Annotated in this window: 25 protein-coding genes; 17 read left to right on the top strand and 8 right to left on the bottom strand. The window is 61.6% G+C overall.

What is annotated here, in order from left to right; translation table 11 throughout:
• The first annotated feature begins 153 nt into the window (after positions 1-153).
• The 13 genes from JFX23_RS08330 to JFX23_RS08270 all read left to right on the top strand — a co-directional run bounded on the left by JFX23_RS08330 (position 154) and on the right by JFX23_RS08270 (position 12,771).
• Positions 154-990 (top strand): TlyA family RNA methyltransferase, encoded by an 837-nt coding sequence (locus JFX23_RS08330; protein ID WP_198776506.1) that lies wholly within the window; start codon positions 154-156, stop codon positions 988-990.
• Positions 987-1,832, top strand: coding sequence for an NAD kinase (locus JFX23_RS08325; RefSeq protein ID WP_198776505.1), 846 nt, complete (start codon positions 987-989; stop codon positions 1,830-1,832). Before JFX23_RS08330 ends, JFX23_RS08325 begins: the two co-directional genes overlap by 4 nt.
• Complete coding sequence (gene recN, locus JFX23_RS08320; RefSeq protein WP_198776504.1) at positions 1,829-3,499, top strand: DNA repair protein RecN; 1,671 nt, start codon at positions 1,829-1,831, stop codon at positions 3,497-3,499. Before JFX23_RS08325 ends, recN begins: the two co-directional genes overlap by 4 nt.
• Positions 3,496-4,689 (top strand): putative cytokinetic ring protein SteA, encoded by a 1,194-nt coding sequence (gene steA / locus JFX23_RS08315; protein WP_198776503.1) that lies wholly within the window; start codon positions 3,496-3,498, stop codon positions 4,687-4,689. The genes recN and steA overlap by 4 nt, the downstream gene beginning before the upstream one ends.
• Positions 4,683-5,594, top strand: a complete 912-nt coding sequence (locus JFX23_RS08310; RefSeq protein ID WP_198776502.1) for a copper transporter — start codon at positions 4,683-4,685, stop codon at positions 5,592-5,594. Before steA ends, JFX23_RS08310 begins: the two co-directional genes overlap by 7 nt.
• Positions 5,595-5,625: 31 nt before the next feature.
• Complete coding sequence (locus JFX23_RS08305) at positions 5,626-6,276, top strand: NUDIX domain-containing protein (protein ID WP_416153028.1); 651 nt, start codon at positions 5,626-5,628, stop codon at positions 6,274-6,276.
• A 140-nt stretch (positions 6,277-6,416) separates the two neighbouring features.
• Entirely contained in the window at positions 6,417-7,127 is a 711-nt protein-coding gene (locus tag JFX23_RS08300; protein ID WP_005963562.1) for a helix-turn-helix transcriptional regulator, read from the top strand.
• A 35-nt stretch (positions 7,128-7,162) separates the two neighbouring features.
• Positions 7,163-8,611, top strand: coding sequence for a Fe-S cluster assembly protein SufB (gene sufB / locus JFX23_RS08295; RefSeq protein WP_233050705.1), 1,449 nt, complete (start codon positions 7,163-7,165; stop codon positions 8,609-8,611).
• Position 8,612: 1 nt separating this feature from the next.
• Positions 8,613-9,788, top strand: coding sequence for a Fe-S cluster assembly protein SufD (sufD, locus tag JFX23_RS08290; RefSeq protein WP_198776501.1), 1,176 nt, complete (start codon positions 8,613-8,615; stop codon positions 9,786-9,788).
• A 55-nt stretch (positions 9,789-9,843) separates the two neighbouring features.
• Positions 9,844-10,596 (top strand): Fe-S cluster assembly ATPase SufC, encoded by a 753-nt coding sequence (sufC, locus tag JFX23_RS08285; protein WP_005963567.1) that lies wholly within the window; start codon positions 9,844-9,846, stop codon positions 10,594-10,596.
• Complete coding sequence (locus JFX23_RS08280; protein ID WP_198776500.1) at positions 10,593-11,885, top strand: SufS family cysteine desulfurase; 1,293 nt, start codon at positions 10,593-10,595, stop codon at positions 11,883-11,885. Before sufC ends, JFX23_RS08280 begins: the two co-directional genes overlap by 4 nt.
• Complete coding sequence (gene sufU, locus JFX23_RS08275) at positions 11,885-12,355, top strand: Fe-S cluster assembly sulfur transfer protein SufU (RefSeq protein ID WP_005963569.1); 471 nt, start codon at positions 11,885-11,887, stop codon at positions 12,353-12,355. The genes JFX23_RS08280 and sufU overlap by 1 nt, the downstream gene beginning before the upstream one ends.
• On the top strand, positions 12,352-12,771 hold the full coding sequence (locus JFX23_RS08270; RefSeq protein WP_198776499.1) for a metal-sulfur cluster assembly factor: 420 nt from the start codon (positions 12,352-12,354) through the stop codon (positions 12,769-12,771). Before sufU ends, JFX23_RS08270 begins: the two co-directional genes overlap by 4 nt.
• A 708-nt stretch (positions 12,772-13,479) precedes the next feature.
• Here JFX23_RS08270 and JFX23_RS08265 read toward each other — a convergent pair.
• The 3 genes from JFX23_RS08265 to JFX23_RS08255 are packed head-to-tail and all read right to left on the bottom strand — an operon-like array spanning position 13,480 to position 17,244.
• On the bottom strand, positions 13,480-15,210 hold the full coding sequence (locus JFX23_RS08265) for an AMP-binding protein (RefSeq protein ID WP_198776498.1): 1,731 nt from the start codon (positions 15,208-15,210) through the stop codon (positions 13,480-13,482).
• 37 nt (positions 15,211-15,247) lie between these two features.
• The gene (gene tgt, locus JFX23_RS08260) at positions 15,248-16,561 is read right to left on the bottom strand and encodes a tRNA guanosine(34) transglycosylase Tgt (protein WP_198776497.1); all 1,314 of its coding nucleotides are present in this window, start codon (positions 16,559-16,561) and stop codon (positions 15,248-15,250) included.
• On the bottom strand, positions 16,558-17,244 hold the full coding sequence (locus JFX23_RS08255) for a queuosine precursor transporter (protein ID WP_198776496.1): 687 nt from the start codon (positions 17,242-17,244) through the stop codon (positions 16,558-16,560). The genes tgt and JFX23_RS08255 overlap by 4 nt, the downstream gene beginning before the upstream one ends.
• Before the next feature lie 104 nt (positions 17,245-17,348).
• Here JFX23_RS08255 and JFX23_RS08250 point away from each other — a divergent pair, with 104 nt between their 5' ends.
• Positions 17,349-18,959, top strand: a complete 1,611-nt coding sequence (locus JFX23_RS08250) for an ABC-F family ATP-binding cassette domain-containing protein (RefSeq protein WP_198776495.1) — start codon at positions 17,349-17,351, stop codon at positions 18,957-18,959.
• Positions 18,960-19,072: 113 nt separating this feature from the next.
• Here JFX23_RS08250 and JFX23_RS08245 read toward each other — a convergent pair whose 3' ends face one another.
• Complete coding sequence (locus tag JFX23_RS08245) at positions 19,073-19,264, bottom strand: hypothetical protein (RefSeq protein ID WP_005963578.1); 192 nt, start codon at positions 19,262-19,264, stop codon at positions 19,073-19,075.
• A gap of 49 nt (positions 19,265-19,313) precedes the next feature.
• Here JFX23_RS08245 and JFX23_RS08240 point away from each other — a divergent pair, with 49 nt between their 5' ends.
• Entirely contained in the window at positions 19,314-19,502 is a 189-nt protein-coding gene (locus tag JFX23_RS08240) for a hypothetical protein (protein WP_005963579.1), read from the top strand.
• A gap of 25 nt (positions 19,503-19,527) precedes the next feature.
• Positions 19,528-19,710, top strand: coding sequence for a hypothetical protein (locus JFX23_RS08235; protein ID WP_005963582.1), 183 nt, complete (start codon positions 19,528-19,530; stop codon positions 19,708-19,710).
• 24 nt (positions 19,711-19,734) lie between these two features.
• On the opposite strand, the gene JFX23_RS08230 is transcribed toward JFX23_RS08235, so the two are convergent.
• The 4 genes from JFX23_RS08230 to JFX23_RS08215 all read right to left on the bottom strand — a co-directional run bounded on the left by JFX23_RS08230 (position 19,735) and on the right by JFX23_RS08215 (position 23,415).
• Entirely contained in the window at positions 19,735-20,490 is a 756-nt protein-coding gene (locus JFX23_RS08230) for an amino acid ABC transporter ATP-binding protein (RefSeq protein WP_005963584.1), read from the bottom strand.
• 14 nt (positions 20,491-20,504) lie between these two features.
• Positions 20,505-21,413, bottom strand: coding sequence for an amino acid ABC transporter permease (locus JFX23_RS08225; protein ID WP_198776494.1), 909 nt, complete (start codon positions 21,411-21,413; stop codon positions 20,505-20,507).
• 59 nt (positions 21,414-21,472) lie between these two features.
• A complete protein-coding gene (locus tag JFX23_RS08220; protein ID WP_198776493.1) occupies positions 21,473-22,408 on the bottom strand; it encodes an ABC transporter substrate-binding protein in 936 nt (311 codons plus the stop codon).
• A 314-nt stretch (positions 22,409-22,722) separates the two neighbouring features.
• A complete protein-coding gene (locus tag JFX23_RS08215; protein WP_005963589.1) occupies positions 22,723-23,415 on the bottom strand; it encodes a DUF4191 domain-containing protein in 693 nt (230 codons plus the stop codon).
• A 110-nt stretch (positions 23,416-23,525) separates the two neighbouring features.
• On the opposite strand from JFX23_RS08215, the gene JFX23_RS08210 reads away from it, so the two are divergent.
• The gene (locus JFX23_RS08210) at positions 23,526-24,806 is read left to right on the top strand and encodes an RIO1 family regulatory kinase/ATPase domain-containing protein (protein WP_198776492.1); all 1,281 of its coding nucleotides are present in this window, start codon (positions 23,526-23,528) and stop codon (positions 24,804-24,806) included.
• Positions 24,807-25,144 lie beyond the last annotated feature (338 nt).

The raw sequence follows: 25,144 nt of genomic DNA, 5'->3' as shown, positions 1-25,144 counted from the left end.
TCCTGGGTCCCGGCGGCCCCCCGCCGGGACCCAGAGTGTCGACGCTGAGGCCCTACTCGCCGACTTTGACGAAGCCCCCCTCGAGGTGAAGATCAACATGCTCTCCACCCTGGAGCGAGGCCTTCGAGAAAGCCTCGACGCACCGGAACAGTCATGAGACTTCGACGGATCGACTCTGAACTCGTCCGCCGCAAGCTCGCGCGCTCACGAACCCACGCCCAAGAGATGATCGCAGAGGGAAGAGTCAAACTTGACGGGGAAGTGGTGATGAAACCGGCTCGTCAGATGGACCCCGCCCAGGCGATTGTCATCGCTGAATCCGAACAGATCGAATACGTCTCACGCGGAGCCCATAAGCTCGCTGGTGCTCTCGACTCGCTCGGCGAAGCAGCGCCTATCGTCAGGGGACGTCGCTGCCTCGACGCTGGAGCCTCCACAGGCGGATTCACGGATGTCTTGCTGCGAAGAGGCGCCGCCTCGGTCGTCGCCGTTGACGTCGGTTACGGGCAACTCGCATGGCGTCTCCAATCCGACCCCCGAGTCGAAGTCCGCGACCGCACGAATGTTCGCACAATGAAAGCAGGCGACGTCGATCCGGCGCCGAGCCTCGTCGTGGGCGACATGTCCTTCATTTCACTCACCCTCGTCATCCCAGCCCTCGTTGCCGTTGCCGCCGAAAATGCGGACTTCCTGCTCATGGTGAAACCGCAGTTCGAAATCGGCAAAGAACGACTCGGCCACGGGGGCGTCGTTCGCAACCCGGAGCACCACGTCGAAACCGTGGAGAGCGTCGCACGCTGCGCCATGGACAATGGCCTGGGGATCCTCGCGATCGAGGCTTCTCCGCTTCCCGGCCCCTCCGGCAACGTCGAGTACTTCCTTCACATGCGCGCAGGCGATTCAGATGCGATAGCGTCTGAGGAGTTGCACTCGCGCATCGAAGACGCAGTCAGAAGGAGACCCGCCGGCGGGGGAGAGGACACACGATGATCAACACCGTCATGCTCGTGCGCCACATCCACCGGCCTGACGCGATCACGGCGGCGTCCGTCATCCAGGCACGACTTGAAGACCTCGGTATCCGCGTCATTGCGGAGCAAGACAGCAAGCACCCCGATTTCGTCCTCGCAATGGGAGGCGATGGCACGATCCTCTCCGCAGCGGAAAGCGCGAGGAAATGGGACGTGCCCCTCCTCGGCGTCAACCTCGGACACATGGGCTTCCTCGCCGAAGACATTGGCCCAGACCTCGAAGAAGTGGCCCGGCGTATCGCCGACGAACACTATCGGATCGAAAAACGCATGACTCTCGACGTCGTCGTGCACTTCCTCGACGGCACGAGCACACGGGACTGGGCGTGGAACGAAACAGCGATCATCCACGCCGACGTCGCCCACCCCGTCCACCTCGCACTCGCAGTGGACGGACAAGACGTATCAACCTACGGTGCGGACGGCATCATCCTCGCGACACCGACAGGATCCACGGCCTACGCCTTCTCAGCGGGCGGGCCAGTCGTCTGGCCGGACACAGAAGCAATCGTCGTTGCGCCCCTGGCCGCCCACGGGCTCTTCACCCGCCCCCTCGTCGTCGGCCCCTCAACGAGGCTCGACGTCGTCATCCTCGAGGAGAACTGGGAAGAACCGGAAATGTGGAGCGACGGCACCCGCTGCATGGTCCTCCCCGCAGGCTCAGTGGTATCCACGACCGTCGGTGCGCGCCCAGTGAAACTCGTGCGCCTCGACGACACGACCTTCTCAACACGCCTCGTTGAACGCTTCAACCTGCCCGTTCGAGGATGGCGCAGCGCCCAAAGGATGCAGAAGCGATGATCTCCACGATCGAAATCCGAGGCCTCGGCGTGATTGATCGTGCCGTCCTCGAATTCGGTGAAGGCCTCACAGTCCTCACAGGCGAAACCGGTGCGGGCAAAACAATGGTCCTCACCTCCCTAGGACTCCTCCTCGGAGGACGCGCCGACCCCGCCCTCGTCCGAAGCGGCGAAAAACGCGCAGAAGTCGACGGCGTCTTCCTTGCCGATGAAACCGCAAAAGAGGCCGCCCTCGAAGCGGGAGCGAGCATCGACGAGGGAGAACTCATCGTCTCACGCACCCTCGCCGCTCAAGGCCGATCTCGCGCACACCTGGGCGGACGACCCGTCCCAGCCTCCCTGCTCAGCGAAATCGTCTCCCCCCTCATCTCAATCCACGGCCAAGCTGAGCAGATGCGTTTGAAGTCCCCGGCCGCCCAGCGTGAACTCCTCGACGCCTACGGCGGTGAAAAGCACGCGGCACTCATGGACGAATACCACGCCGCCTGGCGCGAGGCCGTCGCCCTCAAACGCCAACTCGACGACCTCCTCCTCCACCGCGAAGACCGCGCGAGTGAGATGGAAGAGCTAAGCGAGCTCCTCGGAAAGATCGACGCCCTTGACCTGCATCCGGGCGAAGACGAGGAACTCAGACTCGAAAGCAGACGCCTCATGGGCGTGGAGGACCTGCGCTCCTACGTGGGCGCCGCAGCCGCGATGCTTTCAGGAACAGAAGACGCCGAGGGTGCCGCCTCCCTCCTGCGCCAAGCGGGGGAGCGGACCGCCCAGGGGGAGGGACTCGATCCTTCACTCGAGGAATTCCACGCCCGCTTCCAATCGGCGATCATCGATGTGGAGACCCTCGCCGATGACCTGCGCGTCTACTTGCGAAACCTCGACACCGACCCCGCTCGCCTTTCCGAGATCCACTCAAGACGAGCCCAGATCAAAAACCTCCTCGAAGGGCGCGTCTCAGACGTCACTGAACTCCTCGCGTGGGCGGATGCAGCGCGCAAACGCCTCGACGAGCTCACAGGCTCCGCCTCCGACCCCGAAGAAGTGCGCCAAGCTCTCCTTAAAGCTCAAGAACGCGTATTAGAGATCGGCGCAAGATTACGCAAATCCCGACTCGCCCTCGCCTCCGCACTGTCACGACAAGTCGATGCTGAACTCGCCGGGCTCGCAATGAAAGACGCCCACCTGGAAATCGAGGTCGTCAAGGCGCGCCCCAACCCCCACGGACTCGACGAAGTCACGCTCCTTTTGCGCCCACACCCGAGCACGAAAGCCCGACCCCTCGGACAAGGGGCCTCCGGCGGTGAACTCTCACGAATCATGCTCGCCCTAGAAGTCGTCCTCGGCGAGAACTCGAGTGCACACACCTTCATCTTCGACGAAGTCGACTCGGGCATTGGCGGACGAACCGCAAGTGAAGTTGGTTCGCGCCTTGCCCGCCTCGCGAAGAACAAACAGGTCATCGTCGTCACTCACCTGCCGCAAGTCGCCGTCTTCGCCTCCACCCACCTCGTCGTGTCAAAGACGCAAGGGCTGACGAGTGTCACGGCGGTCAGCGGAAGCGAAAGGGAAGCTGAACTGACACGAATGATGGGTGGAAATCCCCACTCCGAGGCGGCACGCCGCAACGCGATCGAGGTCCTCACCTCAGCCATGCCACAATCACAGGGATGATGGAAGAACGAAACTCTTCGGCGACACCGACCCTGATCACTGGGCTCGCACGAGTCGACGGCCGCATCCGCAACCTTGTAACGCGGATCGAACCCGGCGAGATCGCGATTATCGACCAGAGCGACCTTGATCGAGCCTCCGCGCGCGCCCTCGTGTCCAAAGCCCCCATCGCGGTCCTCAACGCCGCGCCCTCCTCTTCAGGACGCCACTTCGTCCTCGGACCGAGGATCCTTCTCGACGCGGGAATCCTCGTCATTGACGATCTGGGCCCCGACATCATGACCGTGCGTGAAGGAGAAACCCTCCAAGTGCGCGGACAAGAGATCTTGCGCGCAGGAGACGTCATCGCAAACGGGCACCTCCTCGACGCTTCAGACCTTGAAAACGACGAACGCGAACAACGGCGCATGATCTCCACCCAGATCGGCTCCTTCGCGGCATCAATCGACGAATACCTCGAACGTGACGGCGCCCTTTTGAAAGGCGAGGGCGTGCCCACGTACCGCGAGGAGATTGAGGGGCATCCCGTGCTCCTCGTGCTCGACGACGAGCACGCAAACGAGGATCTCAAGTCTTTGAAACGCTGGATCACAGACGCCGCCCCGATCGTCTTTGGCATCGACGGGGGAGCGAACCTGGCGAAGGAACGCCGCCTGAAGCCCACTTTCGTCGTCGGTGACATGGACCAGATGAAAGAAGGTGTCTTGCGTCACGCGAAGCACCGGATCTTGCGCCGCGGCCACGATGGCCTGACCGCAGGTCATGAAAGACTCGACCGTATGGGGTTGGGCTGCGAGACGATTGAAATGTCGGGGACCTCAGAGGATGCGGCCCTGCTCGTCGCCACGCATTCGGGGGCCTCCTCCATTGTGATCGCAGGTGCAAGCCACGACCTCGACGATTTCGTCGACCGTGGGCGAAGCGCGATGGCCCCCTCTTTCTTCACGCGTCTTGGAGCCGGCGATGCCCTCGTCAGTGCGAAGGCGGTCGCCGCCACCCACCGTCCTCGCATCTCTTCCACATGGCTCGTCTTCCTCCTTATCGCGATGCTCGCAGGACTGGGAGCCGCCTTCTGGTCAACGCCCCTTGGCCAAGATCTTTTCCGCCTGCTCGTGGAGTGGGGAACGAACCACACCGCCCAAGAGCCCGCCGCTTTGACCGCGCTCATTCAAGGAGCATTCGCATGCTGAATTTCCGTTACCACCTCGTCTCATTGATCGCGGTTTTCGCGGCTCTCGCGATTGGCGTCGTGCTTGGCGCGGGCCCGCTCCAATCACGACTCGCGGACTCCTTGCGTTCCACGAAGGCCTCGACCAACGAGGTCGACGCGCAAGCGCTCACACAGGTCACGAGGATCGCGCACACTGACGCTCAGGGCCTGATCTCCCTTGCCGACGAGCGTCTCAAAGGCACTTTGACGGGCACGAAGGTTGCCCTCGTCTCCCTTCCCGGTGCGAACGCTGAGGATTCGACGATGGTGTCCGAGCGCCTCCAAGCAGCCGGAGCCGAGGTCGTTGGCTCAGCGGCCCTCACCTCGAACTGGGAATCCAGTGCGATGGCGAAATACCGTGAAACCTTGGCCACACCGCTGGCAGCTCATCTGCCATCACTGCCTTCAGATGCGAGTTCCGAAGCGGTCATCGGCTACGCCATTGTCGCGGCCCTGACCTCAACAGGACCTGAGACGGCCCTCGTTCAGGAGATCCTCACGGATGACTCCACACCGATCTTGAGCATTAACACCGATCCTGCAGGCTCTGCGACGGCGATCGTCGTCGTGGGCGCCAGAGACTCCTCCCAGTCGCAAGACGCCGATCAATCTGCCGGGTCCATCGCCTCTCCGAGGGCCTGGTCAGGCCTTGCCCGAGCGCTTCCTTCCGCCCCGAAGTCTGGTGTCATTATCGGCGACGCCCACGACTCTACGTCAATGGTCGCCTCCATCAGGGCCGCAGCGGACCCCGTGACGACCATCGACTCTCCTGGAACCGCGCTCTCCGCAGTCTCAGCCACTGCAGCTTTGAAGGACGCTTCCGCCTCGGCGCGTGCTTTCGGATCGGAGCCGAGTGCCCAGTCACTCATGCCGACTCTTCCGTGATGCTTCACCTGTTCAACCAAGGAGGACTCCGGTGAGCTTGCAGGAGATTACGCCCGAGGAAAAGTCACGTCTGTGCGACCGGAAGACGAGTCGTGAACTCGTCGAACAGCGGTGCATCTGGCAGGGGCGAATCATCGCCCTCAAGGAAGACCTAGTGCGCGTGTCCGACGAAGGCGAGCCCGTGATCCGCCAGTACACGCAGCACCCGGGGGCCGTCGGAGTCCTCGCGGTGCGCGGACAAGCCGGTGAAGAGGAGGTGTTGCTCCTGCGCCAGTATCGTCACCCCGTGTCAGCGGAACTGTGGGAGATCCCAGCTGGGCTTCTCGACATTGAAGGAGAGGACTACCAGGTAGCGGCCGCGCGTGAGCTCGCCGAAGAGACGGATCTGGAGGCGGGGCGCTGGGATGTGCTCGTCGACCTGTTCACCTCCCCGGGTGGTTCGAGCGAGTCCTTGAGGGTTTTCCTCGCCCGTGAGGTGAGTGAGACTGAGCAGACCTTCACACGTGAGGACGAGGAGGCGACGATGGTGAGCGCCTGGGTGAGTCTCGACGAGGCGGTCAGCCATGTTCTGGCCGGGCGGATTCACAATCCCACTGCGCTTGTCGGAATCCTCTCCGCAGCTGCTGCGCGCGCAAGGAACTGGCAGGATCTTCGTCCCAGCGATGCTCCCTGGATGCGTTGAGAATCCGCGCATTTCAGCGCGGATGTGTCACCGTGTTGTGATCTTCGTTTATTTCGCTACACGAAAGTGCCCGAATAGTAATTAAGTGAAGCCTATGGCGCGTAAAAGGACGTAGACTTGCCATATCTGAAGGTGGCGAGATGAACGGAGAGGCCGTGACGGAGCAACAAGACGTTTGCACGCGCGAACAAGTCCTCGACCTCATCGTTGAAAAGGGCCCCGTGACGGCGACCGTGATCGCGAAGATCCTTGGCCTGACAACTGCCGCAGTGCGTCGTCACATCACGATCCTCCTCAACTCCGGACAAATCGTTGAACACGAACCCGGAGTCATCGGCAAAAGAGGACGCGGCCGCCCCGCACGCCACTACGTCGCCACCGAGAACGCTCACACGAGCCTGCCCGAAGGCTACTCGGAACTCGCACTCAAGGCGCTCGGCTATCTCGGGCAAGTCGGCGGGGGAGAAGCCGTCGAAGGATTCGCCGCAGCCCGCTCCCGCGAGATCGAAAGACGCTACGCGCCCATCGTCCGGGCGGCGGGAAGTGACCCTCGGGTCCGCGCCCTCGCCCTCGCTGATGCGCTCACTCAAGACGGCTACGCCGCAACAGTCCGTGATATTGGCGGCGGACAGATCGCCGTGCAACTGTGCCAGGGCCACTGCCCGATTCAGCAGGTCGCGGGCGATTTCCCGGCGCTGTGTGAAGCGGAGACCAAAGCCTTCGCTAGGCTACTCGACGTCCATGTTCAAAGACTCGCCACCTTGGCAGGAGGGGACCACGTGTGCACCACCCACATTCCTGTGGGAGCACCCGTGATTCACCCCGCAGCCCGTGCCGCGCTTCGCAAGTAGCGCGCACACCGTTTAATTGAGAGGTTGACATTAATATGACCCAGTCACCGCAGGTCGCAGACCTCGATGACCGTCACATGACCGATGACGAGATCATCGAGTCGATCGGCGCATACGAGTACGGCTGGCGCGATAACGACGACTATGCGAAGGATGCCGAATACGGCATTAACGCCGAGGTCGTCCGCTCCATCTCGGATCACAAGAACGAACCCGAGTGGATGCGCGAGCGCCGCCTCAAAGCCCTTGAAATCTTCGACCGCAAACCGATGCCCACTTGGGGTCCGGATCTGTCCGGGATCGACTTCGACGCATTCCGCTACTACGTGAACCCGACTGATCGTCTGGTGAAGAACTGGGAGGACCTGCCCGAGGAGATTCGTAACACCTACGACCGTCTCGGAATCCCGGAGGCTGAGAAAAACCGCCTCGTCGCAGGTGTCGCCGCGCAGTACGAATCCGAGGTCGTCTACCAGCAGATCCAAGAAGACCTCGAACGCCAAGGCGTCATCTTCCTCGACACCGACTCCGGTCTTCGTGAATACCCGGAGATCTTCAACGAGTACTTCGGCAAAGCCGTTCCCTCCGGTGACAACAAGTTTTCCGCACTCAACACTGCGGCATGGTCGGGAGGTTCCTTCGTCTACGTTCCGCCGGGCGTGCGCGTCGACATCCCCCTGCAGGCATATTTCCGTATCAACACTGCGGCTCTCGGCCAGTTCGAACGCACCCTCATCATCGCCGACGAAGGCTCCTATGTTCACTACGTCGAGGGGTGCACCGCCCCGATCTACGACGAGAACTCCCTGCACTCGGGCGTCATTGAGATTTTCGTGAAGAAAGGCGCACGCGTGCGCTACACGACGATCCAGAACTGGTCCACCAACGTTCTCAACCTCGTGACGCAGCGCGCCATCGTGGAAGAAGGCGGCACCATGGAATGGGTCGACGGCAATATGGGTGCTGCGATCACCATGAAGTACCCGGCGTGCTTCCTCATGGGCGATCACGCCCGCGGCGAGACCCTGTCCATCGGTTTCGCAGGCCCCGGTCAGCACCAGGACACCGGCGCGAAGATGGTCCACATGGCTCCGAAGACCTCTTCGTCCATCGTGTCGAAATCCGTGTCCCGAGGAGGCGGCCGCACCTCCTACCGTGGTCTCGTCCAAGTCAATGCGCGGGCACGCCACTCGAAGTCGAATGTGCTGTGCGATGCGCTCCTCGTCGACAAGATCTCAAGGACAGACACCTACCCCTATGTCGACGTGCGCACGGATGATGTCGAAATGGGTCACGAGGCGACTGTCTCAAAGGTATCCGCCGACCAGCTCTTCTACCTCATGAGCCGGGGCCTCGACGAGAACGAGGCGATGGCGATGATCGTCAGAGGCTTCGTCGAACCGATCGCAAAGGAACTCCCGATGGAGTACGCGCTCGAACTCAATCGCCTCATCGAACTGCAGATGGAAGGATCCGTCGGCTGATATGACCACCGCAACAGCAATGGCCAAGCCCCACTCGCACGGTCCGAACGAAGAGGGAGGCCACGCCTCGCGCGCGGATCGTCCCGTCTCCTTCGACCTCGAAGCGATTCCCGTGCCCCGTGGGCGCGAAGAGGACTGGCGCTTTACCCCGATCCGGCGAATCGACCGCCTCTTCGACCCCGCCTCCTACGCCGAGGGCGACGCCCCCGTCACCGTTGAGGCTCCCGAAGGCGTGATCGTTGAAAAGGCGGGCCGCGACGATGAGCGCCTCGGCACGGTCCTCGCCCCCGGCGACCGCACAGCCGTCGTCGCATGGAACACCTTCACCGAGTCCACCATCATCACGATTCCCAAGGAAAGCGTCCTGGCTGAGCCGATCCGCCTGAACGTCGATGCCATTGAGGGAACCCGACCCCAGCACATCCGCATCGAAGTCGGTGAGCTCGCCGAAGCGACGATCATCCTTTCGCACCGCGGCAGCCCCGAAGCGGCCCTCAATCAGACGATCGAACTCAACGCGGCCGACGCCTCGAAGCTCACCTTCGTTGCCATCCAAGAATGGGACGACACCTCCTTGCACGCTTCGAATCACCGCCTCGCCCTCGGCAAGGACACGAAGCTCACGCACATTGTCGTGACCTTCGGCGGCGACCTCGTCCGTATCTGCTCGGACACGGACTTTCGTGGGACCGGTGGGGAACTCACCATGCTCGGCCTGTACTTCGTGGACGGCGGACAGCACCTCGAGCACCGAGTCTTCGTGGACCATTCGCAGCCGAACTGCTACTCGCGGGTCACCTACAAGGGCGCCCTCCAAGGCGAGGACGCGCACTCCGTGTGGATCGGCGACTGCCTCATCCGTGAAACCGCGGACGGCACCGACACCTACGAACTCAACCGCAACCTCGTGCTCACCGAGGGCGCGAAGGCTGACTCCGTGCCGAACCTGGAGATCGAGAACGGTGAAATCGCTGGCGCCGGTCATGCTTCGGCGACCGGACGTTTCGACGATGAGCAGCTCTTCTACCTGATGAGCCGCGGTATTTCTGAAATGGATGCCCGCAGGCTCGTCGTGAGGGGCTTCTTCGCCGAACTCATCAACCAGATCGGCGTGCCCGAGGTCATCGACCACCTCATGGAATCGGTCGAAGCCGAACTCGCGAAGAACCGCAACTGAAGCGCGCAGAGCGCACAACCGAAACACTGGCGCATCTGCGCGAACAGGAGAAGAAATGTCGACTCTGACTATCAAGGACCTTCACGTCTCCGTTGAGACCCCGGAGGGGCCCAAGGAGATCCTCAAGGGCGTCAACCTGGTCATCAACTCGAATGAGATCCACGCGATCATGGGTCCGAATGGCTCAGGCAAGTCCACCCTCGCCTACGCTCTCGCCGGTCACCCCGACTATGAGATCACCCAGGGCGAAGCCTGGCTCGACGACCAGCTCATCACCGAAATGAGTGTGGATGAGAGGGCGAAGGCTGGGCTCTTCCTCGCCATGCAGTACCCGGTCGAGGTCGCGGGCGTGTCCGTATCCAACTTCCTTCGCACCGCGAAAACCGCGATCACCGGTGAGGCTCCGAAGCTGCGCACCTGGGTGAAGGACGTCAAGGAATCCATGGAGCTTTTGCGCATGGACCCCGACTTCGCCGAGCGCGATGTCAACGTGGGTTTTTCCGGCGGTGAGAAGAAGAGGCTCGAGATCCTCCAAGCTGAACTCCTCCAGCCCAGCTTCGCGGTTCTCGACGAAACCGACTCCGGCCTCGACGTTGATGCGCTGCGCATCGTGTCCGAGGGCGTGAACCGCGTCCACGACAAAACCGGGTGCGGCGTCATGCTCATCACCCACTACACGCGCATCCTGCGCTACATCAAGCCCAGTCACGTTCACGTGTTCGTCGCGGGCCGCGTCGTCGCTGAAGGCGGCCCCGAGCTCGCCGACCAGCTTGAAGAGAACGGCTACGACGAGTACCTCGGTCTGTGAGCACTTCCGCGGGCGCGGCCTTCACCGCCGCAGAGCTTGACGCCATTCGAGCGGACTTCCCGATCCTGTCCCGCAAGGGACGGGGCGGGAAGCCGATCGCGTACCTTGATGCCTCAGCGACCTCTCAGAAGCCCGAGTGCGTGATCTCCGCCGAAGCGGACTTCTACCGGCGCTCGAACGCTGCGGTCCACCGGGGTACGCACCTGCTCGGCGACGAATCCACTGCGGCTTTCGAGGACGGGCGCGCCGCCCTCGCCTCTTTTATTGGGGGCCGTCCCGAGGAGATCGTGTGGACGAAGAACGCGACCGAGGCGATCAACCTCGTGGCTCTCTCAATCGGACACGCCTCCCTGGGGCGCGGAGGAAAGGCTGCTGCTCCTTTGAGGATCGGGCCGGGAGACAGGATCGTCACGACTCGGGCGGAACACCACGCGAATCTCGTGCCCTGGCAGGAATTGTGCGCCCGCACGGGCGCTGAGCTCGCCTGGCTCGACCTTTTACCTGATGGGCGTATCGACCTTGAGACCCTCGACAGGATCAGCGCGAACACGAAGCTCGTCGCATTCACGCACGTCTCGAATGTGACCGGTGCGATCTCCCCGGTCGCTCCGATCGTCGAAAAAGCGCGCTGTGTCGGCGCCCTCGTTCTTTTGGACACCTGCCAGTCGAGCGCCCATATGCCCATTGATGTTGGAGCCCTCGGCGTCGACTTCGCGGTGATGAGCTCGCATAAGATGCTTGGCCCCACCGGGGTCGGCGCCCTATGGGGAAGGAGGGGGCTCCTTGAAGCGATGCCTCCTGTCTTGAGCGGGGGCTCCATGATCGAAAACGTCACAATGGAGGGCTCCACCTACATGCCGGCGCCTGAGAGGTTCGAAGCGGGCTCACAGCCGGTCGCCCAGATCGCAGGCTGGACCACAGCCCTCGAATACCTCTCGAAGCTCGGCATGGACCGGATCCGCGCTCAGGAAGAACAACTCACCGCCCGCCTCCTCGAACAGATCCTCGATCTTGAGGGAGTGCGGGTCCTCGGGCCTAGCGGCGCTTTGGAGCGCATCGGTGTCCTCGCCTTCGCAGTCAAGGGTGTGCATCCTCATGACGTGGGGCAGGTGCTCGACGCTGATGATGTTGCGATTCGCGTCGGTCACCATTGCGCCATCCCCCTTCACAGCTTCTTCGGTGTACGCTCATCGGCTCGTGCTTCTGTTTCACCGATGACCTCCCCGGAGGAGATCGACCGTTTCATCGCGTCCCTCGGGCGCGTCCGCTCCTTCTTCAAAGGACACTGATGCCGAGTCTCGAACAGCTTTACCAACAGGTCATCCTCGATCATGCGAGAGCTCGTCACGGGCTCGGCACGGTCGAGGGCGTTGACGCATCGAGCCACCAGGTCAACCCGACCTGTGGAGATGAAGTCACCCTGGGGGTGCAGCTCGCACCCGATGGTGCCATTGAGCGGATCGTGTGGGACGGAGACGGATGCTCCATTTCGCAGGCCTCGCTGTCGATGCTCGCCGAACTCGTCGATGAACGACCGAGTATTGACGAGGTCGCGAAAGCTTATGGGGCGATGGAACAGATGATGCATTCGCGCAATCGCGGCGTGCCCGAGGAAGTTCTTGACCTGCTCGGAGACGCGGCGGCTCTTGAATCGACGTCCCAGTTCGCGAACCGCGTGAAGTGCGCGCTTCTTGGCTGGTATGCGCTGCGCGATGCACTCGCGAAGCTTGGAACCGATATCGCAGGAGACAGAGCATGAACAACCCCATGGCCCAGTCCGAACCGGTGGAGCAGCGTTTCGCCGCTCCCGAGTCTGCTGAACCGGTGCTCCGCTCGATTGAGGGAACGGATGTCATCGAGAAGGGAAGCCTCAAAGCGGAGGACGTCCTCGAAGCGCTCCGCGATGTCATCGACCCGGAGCTTGGCATCAATATTGTCGACTTGGGCCTCGTTTACGGGATCAATATTGCACAAAACGACTCGATCGTCCTCGAGATGACTCTGACTTCGGCGGCCTGCCCGCTGACCGATGTCATTGAACGTCAGGCGCAGGTGATCTTGTCGACCCTGAGCCCTGAGGTTGTGATCTCTTGGGTGTGGATGCCACCGTGGGGTCCGGATCGGATCACTCAGGATGGGCGCGATCAGTTGCGCGCCATTGGTTTCAACGTCTGAGCTCCACGAGCTTGACTGTAGGCGCCCCGGTCTTGTGGCCGGGGCGCCGCGTTGTCGGCCCACAATGGCGCGCTGTCGTCCGCACACATCGCGTTGTCTGCCCGCAATGGGGCGCTGTCGTCCGCATACACCGCGTTGTCGTTCCAGATTGTCGTTCTGTTGCTCCGAAATGTCGCGCTGTCGTGGAGCAGTCGGGCTGAGAAGAATCCTGGGGTGATACCGCATAACGCGGAGGTATTCGCGGGGCATGTGTCGTTCAGATGGATTGTGGAGAGTGTTTGGGCACCCTGATTATGTTTTCGGCCGTGTCGGGTGGCGGTGGGGTGGGTCGAGATTGTGTGTGGGGTTGTTGGAATCGGCGTTCGGGGGTGTTTGGGCACCCTGTTTATGTTTTCGGCTGCGTCGGGTTGTGGTGGGGTGGGTCGAGATTGTGTGTGGGGTTGTGCGGATCGACCTTGGGAGGCATTCAGGTGCCCTCAGCCAGCAAGAATGCTCGCGCCCCGCCTCCGCCTAGACCCAAGTACCCCATCTCCGCATGAGACCCAAGTACCCCGCCTTTGCCTTAGGCTCCACAACTTCAGCTTGAATGACGAGAGGGCCCCGGGCTGAGGAGCCCTAAAACGCCGGGCCCCTAAGACGCCGCGCCCCAATGACGTCAAAGACCTCGACCACAGCAATAAGTAAGTGCGCCTTCACCGCAAAGGGCCCCTAAGCCATCGGAGACTTCTTCCCATCCTGAGACGAAGGATTCTGGCGGGCAGCGAGCAATTGCTCACGGACCTTTCTGCGCATCACCTTCCCCAGAGGATTCCTCGGCAAATCCACGAGAACGGAGACGACTCGCGGCAAAGCGTAGTGAGAGACCCTTCGCTCCGCCCACAGACGCACCTGCTCCACAGTAATCGCAGGCGCATCATCTTCGAGGACGAGGGCCGCTGCGACCTCCTCCTTCGCATCCCCGCTCGGCAACCCGACGACCGCCACATCCTTGACTCCCGGCAGTCCACGGATCGCGGCCTCCACCTGGCTCGGATACACGTTGAAACCACCGGAAAGAATGAGCTCCTTCTTCCGATCGGTCATCCGCAAGAACCCATCGTCAAGAACACCGACATCGCCCGTACGGAACCAGCCGTCCTCGGTGAAGACGCGCGCCGTTTCCTCAGGAGCGTCAAGATACCCCTCGAAGACCTGCGGGCCGCGAACAAGGATCTCACCCGGCTCGCCCTCGTCAACATCACGTGAAGGATCATCCAAATCAACGAGGCGCACCTCGGTTGAAGCAAAAGGCAAACCAAGGACCCCATGACGACGCAAAGGCGATAATGGCGCACCCATGAGCACCGGAGAGGTTTCGGTGAGCCCATATCCTTCGACGATCATTCCGCCCGTGGCCTCCTCCCAGCGCTTCGCAGATTCAACTGAAAGCGGCATCGCGCCGGCGACCGAGTAGCGGATGGAACGCAGAGAATCCCCACTTTCAGCGGCTCGACGTTCCAGACGTTCAAACATTGGGGGCACACCGACGAAGAAGGTGACGGGGCGTCGCCTATGGGCTTCGAGGGCGAGATCCACATCGAATTTCGGCAAGATAATCTGCGTCGCCGCTTTCCCAATGGCCGCGCAACAAAAGAAGGTCAGACCGAAAGCATGGAAGTAGGGCAGCAGTGAGAAGAAAGTCTCCGCGCCCTCGTGAAGACGCCACACCCAAAAGAGACACTGGTTAACATTCGCCCCGATATTGCGGTGGGTGAGAGGCACAGACTTTGGAACACCATTCGTCCCTCCCGTATGCAAGATGACCGCACGATCAGATCCTTCAGCCCCCTCGACGTCCTCGTCGATTCTTCTAGCACTGGCGAGGGCGAGATCAAAAGAACGGGCATCGTGGGGACGCGGTGAGCGCATCTGTTCGCGAAGCCTGCGTGCTTTCGCGAGGGGAGCCTTGAGCGCCACGCGTTTCGACACGGGCATGTGGTAGGTGATATCCACAACGAAAAGAGTCTCAAGAGCAGAATCGTCCAGAGAAAAGTTCGAAGCGCACTTCTCCCACACGATCGCAATCTTCGCGCCATGGCGGCGGAGTTGGTCGGCGATCTCTTCGGCGGGTGCAAGAGGATTGTGTTGGGCGGTAACAGCACCGATCCTCATGCATGCGTAGAAGACGATGAGCGCTTGAGGACAGTTCGGCAGGGCAATGGCAACGACATCACCTTTGCGCACTCCCGCATCCCATAAGACACCCGCCGCGCGCAAGGAGAACTCGTAAAGATCTCGGTAGCTCATCGTCTTAGCGAAATAGTCGAGCGCTATCCGATCCGGGTAGAAGGAAGCCGCATCTTCGAGGAGGGAGAACAGGGAGGTCTCGGGGACGGGGATCTCATAGGGGCAGCCCGGATCGTAGAAGCGCCTAGCCTCGGTCACGATCTGATTCACCATGAACCTCCCTGAAGAGTCTGGATGCTGGAGTGGGCTTTCACGCTGGCGATCCCTTCGAGGTGTAGCGTCCGAGCATGTCATCTCGGAAAGCCTCGTAGTCCCCATTGTCAATGGAATCGCGGATCGCGTCGACTAGGCGGACGGTGAACCACTCGTTGTGGATCGTCGCCAAAGTGGAAGCGAGCATCTCCTTCGCCTTGAACAGGTGGTGGACGTAGGCGGCCGAATAATGCGTGCAGGTGTAGCAGCCGCAGCCTTCAACGAGGGGCGAGAAATCGCGTTTGAATCGCGCATTCGTCACATTGAAACGGCCATCGGGAGAGTAGATCGCAGCGTTGCGGGCCACGCGAGAAGGATTCACACAGTCGAAAGTGTCAGCCCCGGCCTCGACCCCACTGAAGAAGTCTTCCGGTTCTGAAATGCCGAGGAGATGGCGGGGGCGATCCTCTCCGAGTTCCTCACTCACCCAGGTCAGGATCGTCCCGAGGTTCTCCTTCTCCAAAGCACCGCCCAAACCGAAACCGTCGAAACGCCACCCGCCTTCATCCATTTCCGCCATGGTCCGTGCGGCCTTTCGGCGAAGATCCTCGTACTGGGCCCCCTGGATGACACCCCATAGCTGCTGATAGGGCTTGTCAACTCGTTCTTCGGTGAGGCGTGCGTGGGCGCGCAGACAGCGCCTCGCCCAAGCGTGGGTACGCTCCAAGGATTCTTCCTGATAGGAGCGGGGGTGCAGGAGGGAAGTGAGCTCGTCGAAAGAGAACATGATGTCACTTCCGAGCTCGTGCTGAATCCGCATGGACACTTCCGCGGTGAAACGGTGTCTGGTGCCGTCAATGTGGGAGCGGAACACCACCCCGTCCTCGTCGACGACCGCTTCGGAGGCTTTCACGGCCTGCATATGGAGGCGCGGATCGTCTGTGTTCGCCGAACCGGAGAACTCCTGGGAGAGGACTTTCTTGAAGCCCGCGCCCAGGGAGAGGACTTGGAAGCCCCCCGAGTCCGTGTAGGTGGGGCCCGGCCAGTTCATGAAAGAGCCGAGCCCCCCGGCCTCGTCTACGAGATCGGAGCCGGGTTGTAAATACAGGTGGTAGGCGTTCGCGAGGACCGCCTGGGCGCCCAAGTCTGCCACCATTTCTGGGACGAGGGCTTTCACATTGGCTTTCGTACCGACCGGGATGAAAGCGGGGGTGTGGATCTCGCCGTGCGCAGTGTGCAGGACACCGGTGCGGCCAAGTCCGGGCCCGGCATTGAGGCGAGTGCCCAGCTCGAAGCCGCGATCGCGAGTCGGAACACGAGGGGGCTCAGTGGGAAGTGGCGTTGGGGCAGTGGAGAGCCAGTGGGTGTTCATGCGGCGAGAACCTCCTCAGGTTTCAGACCTTCGTGTTTCCTCACGAGGGCGACCACGCGGTAGGTGATCGGAAGGAGGACGACCTCCACGCCGACCTTGTAGACGTAACCGGTGAGCACGTAGTTGAAAAAGTCGAGACCAGGGATGATCCCCACGAAGGCGATCGTGCAGAAAAGGACGGTGTCGAAGGCCTCACCGAGCAGGGTCGAACCGATGAGGCGCGCCCACAGACGCTCGGCACCCCAGCGCTGACGAATCTTCACGAGTACGAAGGAGTTGACGAGTTGCCCGACGAGATAGCCGACAACGGAGGCTGCAACGATACGGGGAACGAAACCGAGGACCGCTTCGAAGGCCGCTTGATTCTCGTATCCGGGGCCGATGGGTGCGACTTGCACGAGGAGGAAGGTCAGGGAGGCGAGAACCGACATGATGAATCCGAGGATGATAACTCGCTTCGCCCGAGCAAAACCGTAGACCTCGGAGAGCACATCGCCGAGCACGTAGGTGAGGGGGAAGAGGATCGCGCCCCCGTCGAATACGAGGTGAATCGGCCCGGCATCCAGGGCCGTCACCTTCGTTGCGGCAATGTTCGAAATGAGGAGGAAAGCGACGAACATGACGGCGATGACGTCGAAGATGCGGGGTGCGCGCTCTGGGCTGGCGCCGGGGGAGTCGATCATGAAGAGCCTTGTCTGTCGTGAAGTCCCTCCCATTGTGCCTTCACCTGCGTGGAATCGAGGAACTGGAACAGGGTAGAACAGCCCACAGCCACTAGGATCGTCGAGTGATCAATGTTCAGAACTTCTCCTTGCGAATCGGCGCTCGTGAACTCGTGCGCAATGCGAGTTTCCGCATCGATAAGGGCATGCGCATCGGCCTCGTAGGTCGGAATGGGGCCGGGAAGACGACGACAATGCGCCTCCTGGCCGGTGAATCGGATCATGGGGCTGCAGAGTATGAGGGGACGATCACCTCGAATGGTGCGCTCGGCTACCTCGCGCAGGACACGCATGTGGGGAACCAGTCGATGACCGCCCGGGAGAGGATCATCTCCGTTCGCGGCATTGATCAGATCATCGCGCGCATCCGTAAGGCGGAGCACGAGATGGCTTCGACCGTGGGCGCCCGCCAGCAAAAGGCGATGGAACGCTACGTGCGTCTCGACCAGGAGTTCACCGCCCAGGGCGGGTGGGCGGCGAATGCCGAAGCCGCCCAGATCGCTCACTCTTTGGGGCTCGAGGATCGGGTGCTCGAACAGACTCTTGACACTCTTTCAGGCGGGCAAAGACGCCGCGTGGAACTTGCGCGCGTGCTCTTCTCCGGTGCGGATGTTCTGCTGTTGGATGAGCCGACGAACCACCTCGATCATGATTCGATCCTGTGGCTGCGGGACTGGATCAAAACCTTCCCCGGCGGCGTCATGATGATCTCTCACGACGTCAAGCTCCTCGGGGAGACCGTCAACCAGGTCTTCTACTTGGACGCGTTGCGGGCCGAAATCGACATCTACCACCTCGGATGGTCCGCCTACCTCAAGCAGCGCGAGGAGGACGAGAGGCGCCGTCGTAAGGAGCGGGCGAATGCCGTGAAGAAGGCGGAACAGCTGCGCGCCCAGGGGGAAAAGATGCGAGCGAAGGCGACGAAAGCTGTTGCCGCTCAGCAGATGCTGCGAAGGGCGGAAGAGCTTCTCGCCCAGGCCGGTGCCGAAGCGGTGCAGGAGAAAGTTGCGCGCCTGCGTTTCCCCGATCCATCGCCCTCGGGGCGGGTGCCGCTGACAGCCGAGGGCTTGTCGAAGTCCTATGGTTCCCTCGAGGTGTTCACAGGTGTGGATCTTGCGATCGACCGCGGAGCGAAGGTCGTGGTCCTCGGTTTGAACGGTGCGGGCAAAACGACCCTGCTGCGCCTCTTGTCCGGCATTGAAGAGCCGGATATGGGCGAGGTCATCCCCGGGCACGGCCTCAAGCTCGGCTATTACGCCCAGGAGCATGAGACCCTCGACGATGCGGCGAGTGTGCGCGACAATATGGCGCACGCCGCCCCTGAGCTGGACGAAACGCATTTGCGCAATATCCTCGGCCAGTTCCTCTTCTCAGGAGATGACGTCGATAAGCCGGTGTCGGTTTTGTCCGGTGGGGAGAAGACCCGGCTTGCGCTTGCGACCCTCGTCGTGTCGGGGGCGAACGTGCTCCTGCTCGACGAGCCGACGAACAACCTGGATCCGGCATCGCGCGAGGAGATCCTCAACGCCCTCGGCTCCTACGAGGGCGCGGTCGTCCTCGTCACCCACGATCCGGGTGCCGTCCTGGCCCTGCATCCCGATCGGGTGCTCCTCCTGCCCGACGCGGATGAGGACCTGTGGGACGATTCCTACCTTGATCTGGTCACGCTGACTTAAGGTGGCATGGCTGATGTAGTGCGGGCGTTTAGAGCCTTGTCAGATCACCGCGGCTTATTCACAATACTTGCGGCCCTCAATCGGTGTGAAGATGTCAATTCGCTGGTAGGAGCTCAAAAGAAGAAACCCTGGCGGGCGGCCTTACCCCGATCGATATCGCGCTGAATGTCCATGAGAGCCTGCCTCTCCTCAGGCTGGGCTTCATGCATTCTGGCATCAATGCGCCTGCGCAAGGAGAAATGCCACCAGATCCCCAGCCCGACGATGCCGATGAGGACAATGACCACCCACGCAATGATCTCCATTCCCGCATCCTACCCGACTTGACGATCTCATTGCGGGTTCCAGTGGTGAATGTGGATCATCTGTGGCGGCGAGCAGAGGATCTCGTGGTACTTCACCGTGGAGAACGTTTCCGATCAGACTTTCGAGGCGTTTCACTCTCTCTCGGTCCCAGACCCCGCCCTCGATCCCTACCCGGCCTCGGGTGTTGTCATTCCTGATGATCCGAAGGGCTTCCTCGTTGTTCCCGAAGGGATCTGAAGACAGCGAGAGCGGGGGCCGCAGGATGGAGGTTCGAAACTCCAAGCTCCTTGCCGACCGGCAGGTCCTTGAAGAGATGGGGAAATCCGTCTCACAGATCCCGGCGCTCTCCGAGAACTATTTCATCCAGCTGCGCTGTGAGGGCGGCAAGGAACTCATCGAAGTGAGTGCGCCGCTCCTCGACCCGGATCGTGTTCTCGAAGAGTAGTCCCGAGGGGCGATGGCGACAGGGTCACAAGACCTTCGAGAAGAACTCGCGCGTCCGTTCCTCCTGAGGATTGTCAATGACCTGGGCGGGAGAGCCCATTTCGACGATCTGCCCCTCGTCCATGAAGACGACGGTGTCGGCGACCTCGCGGGCGAAGCCGATCTCATGGGTGACGACGGCCATCGTCATACCCGAAGCCGCCAGATCCTTCATCACCTGCAACACCTCTCCGACGAGTTCGGGGTCGAGGGCGGAAGTCGGCTCGTCGAAGAGCATGATCTCCGGATCCATGGCGAGCGCCCTCGCGATCGCGACGCGCTGCTGCTGGCCGCCGGAGAGTTCTGAAGGGTAGTGGTCGGCGCGATCAGCCAGGCCCACCCGCTCGAGCAACTCGAGTGCACGCGCCTTCGCTGTCGCCTTCTCGACCTTCGCGACGCGGACGGGCGCTTCCATGACGTTCTCGAGGGCAGTCTTGTGCGGGAAAAGATTGAAACGCTGGAACACCATGCCAATGCGCGAGCGCTGGGAGGCAATGACCTTGTCCGGGAGCTCGTAGAGCTGGCCTTTAGCGCCCTCACGGTATCCGAGGAGCTCGCCCTCGACGCTCACCCTGCCGGCGTTGATCTCCTCAAGCTGGTTGAGGCAGCGCAGCAGGGTCGACTTGCCAGAACCCGAAGGGCCGAGGATGACGCAGACCTCCCCGGGGGCGATGTCCAAGTCAATGCCCCTGAGGACGTGGAGATTGCCGAAGAACTTGTGGACTCCACGAACGGAGACCATAGGGGTTTCATTGGTCACGGTGTCACATCCAGAAACTGAGTGTTGGCGGTCTTTTCGGCGTTCGTGTCCTCGCGTCGCTCGAAACCCCTGCCGAAGTGGCGTTCGATATGGGATTGGACCCACATGAGGATCGTGGTGATGAAGAGGTACCAGAGCGCCGCCGTGATGAGGAGCGGCACGGGTTTGAACAGGTTCTGGCCCTTCGTTGAAGCGACAAAGGTCAGTTCAAGCGTGTAGGGGATCGCGGAGACGAGAGAGGTCGTCTTGAGCATGGAGATCGTTTCGTTGCCGATGGGCGGGACGATAACGCGCATCGCCTGGGGCAGAATGATCCGCCGGAAGATCATTGAACGGGGCATGCCGAGGGCAGTGGCGGCCTCCCACTGGCCCTTGTCAACGGAGAGGAGGCCCGCGCGGATGATCTCTGCGAGGTAGGCACCCTCGTTGAGGCCCAAGCCGATGAACGCCATCCAGAAGGAGGTGAAGTAGGTGGCCGTGTCGACGGTGACGAAGGGAGGAGCGAAGGGGATTCCCAGGGACATCTGCGGGTACAGGCTCGGCAGGAGCGACCAGAAGATGAGCTGCGTGTAGATCGGGGTGCCGCGGAAGAACCAGATGTACGCGGTCGCGACCCAGCGCAGGACCGGGTTCACGGATTGGCGCATAATCGCCATGGTGATCGCGAGGACCGTGCCCATCACCATGGCGATGACCGTGAGAAGCAGGGTGTACATGACCCCTGAGACGATGGTCTTGGAGAAGAGCCACTGCCATACGACTCCCCACTGGAAGTTCGGGTTCGTCACAAGCGCGTGAGCGAGGAGCAGTGCGAAGAGGGCGACGATGATGGCGCTCGCCCAGCGCCCGGGCCGTGGGACGGGTTTTGCGTCGATCAGTTCGACGCCGTCTTTGATGTGTGCCATGTGTTCCTCACTGGAAGTGGGCCGATACCGCAAGGGTATCGGCCCACGCCCTCAGTCGGTCAGAGCGCCGCCGGGTTGAGTTCGGCGGTCTTGAGAGCAGCATCCTGCGAGCCGTAGGGTTCGAGAATCTTTTCGAGGTAGCCCTCGTCGATGAGGTACTGCATTGCAGCTTGGACGGCGAGCGCGAGTTCGGTGTCGTTCTTGGCGACTGCGATGCCCTGGGGTGCCGCTTCGAGGACTTCGCCGACCTGTTCGAGCTGGCCTTCGGCGAGGGAGATGGTGAAGCCGATGACGGTCGAGTCCGCGAGGGTGGCGTCGTACTGGCCGCCGATGACCTTCACGGACACGTCGGTCTGCAGGTCGAGGGGCATAACCTGGATCTTTTCTTTGCCCGCGTCAACGCAGTCCTTGGAGAGCTTTTCGGCGTAATCGTGCTGGAAGGTGCCGTTCTGGACGCCGATGGTCGTGCCGCAGGGGTCATCCGGATTGAAGCCCTTCGGGTTGCCCTTGGCAACCGCGTAGGCGGAGCCGACCTGGACGTAGGAGATGAGGTTGGCGGCCTCTTCGCGCTCGGCGGTGATGGTGAAGGAGGAGGCGCCGATGTCGAACTTGGTGCCGAGGGCGGGCAGGATCGTGTCGAAGATCGCGGTCTCAGTGGTGCCTTCCTTCAGGCCCATCGCCTGGGCAAGGGCTTTAACGATGTCGACGTCATAGCCGACGGGGGTCTGGCCGTCTTCGGCGAGGTATTCACCGGGAGCGTAGTCCGTGGAGGCACCGTTGCGCAGCACACCGCGATCTTTGACCGCCTGGGGGACGAGGGCAGCGACTTCTTCTGAGACAGGGATGGTCGTGACGTCGAAGGGTGTGATCGCAGCGGTGGTGGCTGTAGAGGTGGAGTCGGCGCTGTTCGAGGTGGAGGGGGTCGGGTCTGAGCAGGCGCCGAGGAGGAGGGCCGCGGAAGCGGCGAGGGCGATGGCTGCAGGAAGAGTGCGCATGGTGTGCCTTCCGGTGATGGGGTCCGTCAACACAACCAAGTATGCACTGGAATGCATAATATGCACAATCTGTCTCGGATTCGCTCCCGTGAGCCTTCTTGCACTCACAGTGCTCTCTTTGCACTCACAGTGCTGTAGTCCTGCGTGTACACGCGAGCTCTCAGGCCTGCCCCTGGGCAACACCAACACCTATGCAGCCGATCATTCGCCCTTGCCCCACACAGACGAGCGCACGTGAAAGAGATACGGAAGAGCCCGGCTCGAGGGAAACGAGCCGGGCTCTTGAAGAACAGGGAATCGAAGGGAGCCTCGAATCAGCGGCCGCGCATGGCGCGACGATTGGGACGAACCTTCGTGGGATCCACGCCCTTGGGAATCGGCAGGCCGCGAGACCCGAGCGCCTTCAAACGAGCCGAAACCGCGGGAACCTCTTCCTTCGTCAGAACCTTCTTCAGCTTCCTCAGGCGCCCCTCAAGCTTCGCGAGCTCAATCTGCCCTTCATCGTGGCCGACCTGGATGACATGAACGGGAACGTTCTTAATGACGCGGGAGACCTTCTTACGTTCAGCGGAAAGAAGAGGCTGAACACGGTTCGAGGGGCCCTCGGAGATGAAGACGACGCCGGGCCTACCGATCAGACGCCAGATCACATCCTGCTCACGCGTCACATTGACCGGTTCTTCGGAAATGATCCAACCGGACTTGATCTGCGAGAGTACCGCGTAAACGGAGCCGACCGTTCCATCGATCTGCGCGTACATAGCGCGACGAACCAAAAGGGAAAGAACCGTCATCGCGACGGTCGCACCCAGGGCGATGCCAAGAATCGTCCACAGAATCCAATTGCCATTCGTCAGCGCCGCAATGACGAGGGCGAGGCACAGGGTGAGGATCGCAGAGCCGACGAGCAGCCACGCGATCCACGGGTATGTCCGCTTCGTGATGCGGTAGGCATCGGCGAGGTTGTGATACCAGCGGCGCTTCTTCGGGGTGTTGTTCTCACTCATAGCGGGATGATCCTAGCTGTCTGGGGCGCTGTTCGCCCGTGCCCGAGGGGCTTTATCCACAGGATACGCGGCCCCTTGCCTTGAAGCGGAATCGCGCTGAGAGTTGAAACATGAAGATTGAAGGGTACGAGCTCGGCGGAATCGTTCATATGAGTGCGCTTGGCCCACTGTGGGCGGCGACCTCGTCCTCGGGTGAAAGCGTGCTGATCAGCGTCTATTCCTCCGCTTTCGGTGAGAGTACGCTCGAACGCTGGCGCGCCTGGTCCACGATCACGAGTCCTTGCGTTGCGCGCCTCGTCGATCTCGTCCGTCACGAGGACGGGCGCTGGGCGTTGATCCAGGAGCGAGTCGACGGGCGTCCTCTGGATCTGCTTCTCGGAACGGATCAACTCCGGCCTCGGGGCGTTAGGGAGAAGATCATTGAGGATCTGCGTTGCGGTGTTCGAGCTCTTCATGCCGCAGGGATTGTTCACGGTGATCTCGCACCGGCGAACATTATTGTCAACGGGGAAAAGGCGGTCATCGTGGATCTCGCCGTTCCCGTCAATGAGGGGGAGGGAAGCGTCGGCTGGTCTGTGTCCTCACACAAGACTTGCGAGAGCGATTGGGAGGCTCTGGAAAGGATCGAAAAGGCTCTCGAGACTAGTGCTCCTTCTCAGGAGCGGAGCAGCACAGCGGCTGCGGCGAAGAAGGGGGCTGTTCATGAGCTCGAGGCCGACGGCCTTCACAGGCGCAAGGAGGGAGGCTTGGAGGATACTCAAGAGGGGATACGGAGCAAGAAGAGAGCATCCCAAGCCCCGGTGCTGACCATGGATGAGGACGCTGGATCTCGATTGCGCGTCGCCGCCGCACGCGAAGAGACAATGCGGATCCCTGTGCGCCGCCGAAGGAAGATGGCGCCTCTTGGTCTTCTTGTACTCGCCGCCGGAGTCGGGCTCGGCGTAGGGCTGGGAATGATCGGCTTATCCTCTTCCTCCCCTTCCACGGCCCTGAGCGCTGAATCGGGGCTGGTGTGTCCAAGTCGAGAGGAAGCCGCTTCAGCGCTGCGCCGGGCGCTCGAGTTGCGTGATCATGCCCTGGAGTCTCGTGATCCTTTGGGGCTTGAGGAGGTTATCGGGGGAGCTTTGCTTGAGCAGGACCGGGCTCGGATCGAGGCTATGAAGAGTTCTGGAATGCGTTTTGAAGCGTTGAAAACGCGGGTTGAGGTGTTGGCCGATCCATCCTGTGACGAGGGCGTCGTGGTGGTGCGCGTTCGTCTTAGCGAGGAGAGCGCTCGAGTCTGCGAAGCGGAACAGTGCCAGGAGCTTTCGGGCGGTGAAGAGTTTCTTTTCGATCTCGTGGCCTCCAACCCCGAGTGGATCTGGACGCAGGCCCGTGCTGTAGAGGAATGAGGGAAAGCCCAAGGCGAAGCGGGGGAGCCTAAAGCGCGGGCGTGACTCCGGGAGTCTTGCGTGCGGGGTTCAGGGCAACGGTGCAGGTCCAGCACAAGTATGTGGCAGCTTCAGGGAAGGTCTTAGCCGTCGAAGAATGAGGGGTGGGGCCGCGCCTGAAGATGGACTGCTCCCCGGAAGTTGGACTTGGTAATCGGGTTCCTTCTTCCGGGGAGTATTTGTCAAGCCCCGGGTTTTGTAGAGGGTGTTTCATCTGGTTGCGGCGGCTGCCTTTTGGGGGGTGTGGGGTCTGGTCTGTTCCGGCGGGGGTGGGGTGTGAGCGTTGTCGTGTTCTTCTG

Origin of the sequence: Schaalia cardiffensis (assembly GCF_016405145.1) — a bacterium.
In the GTDB taxonomy this organism is placed as follows: domain Bacteria; phylum Actinomycetota; class Actinomycetes; order Actinomycetales; family Actinomycetaceae; genus Pauljensenia; species Pauljensenia cardiffensis.
The sequence above is the reverse complement of the archived record's forward strand: the minus strand, read 5'-3'. Positions and strand labels throughout refer to the sequence as shown.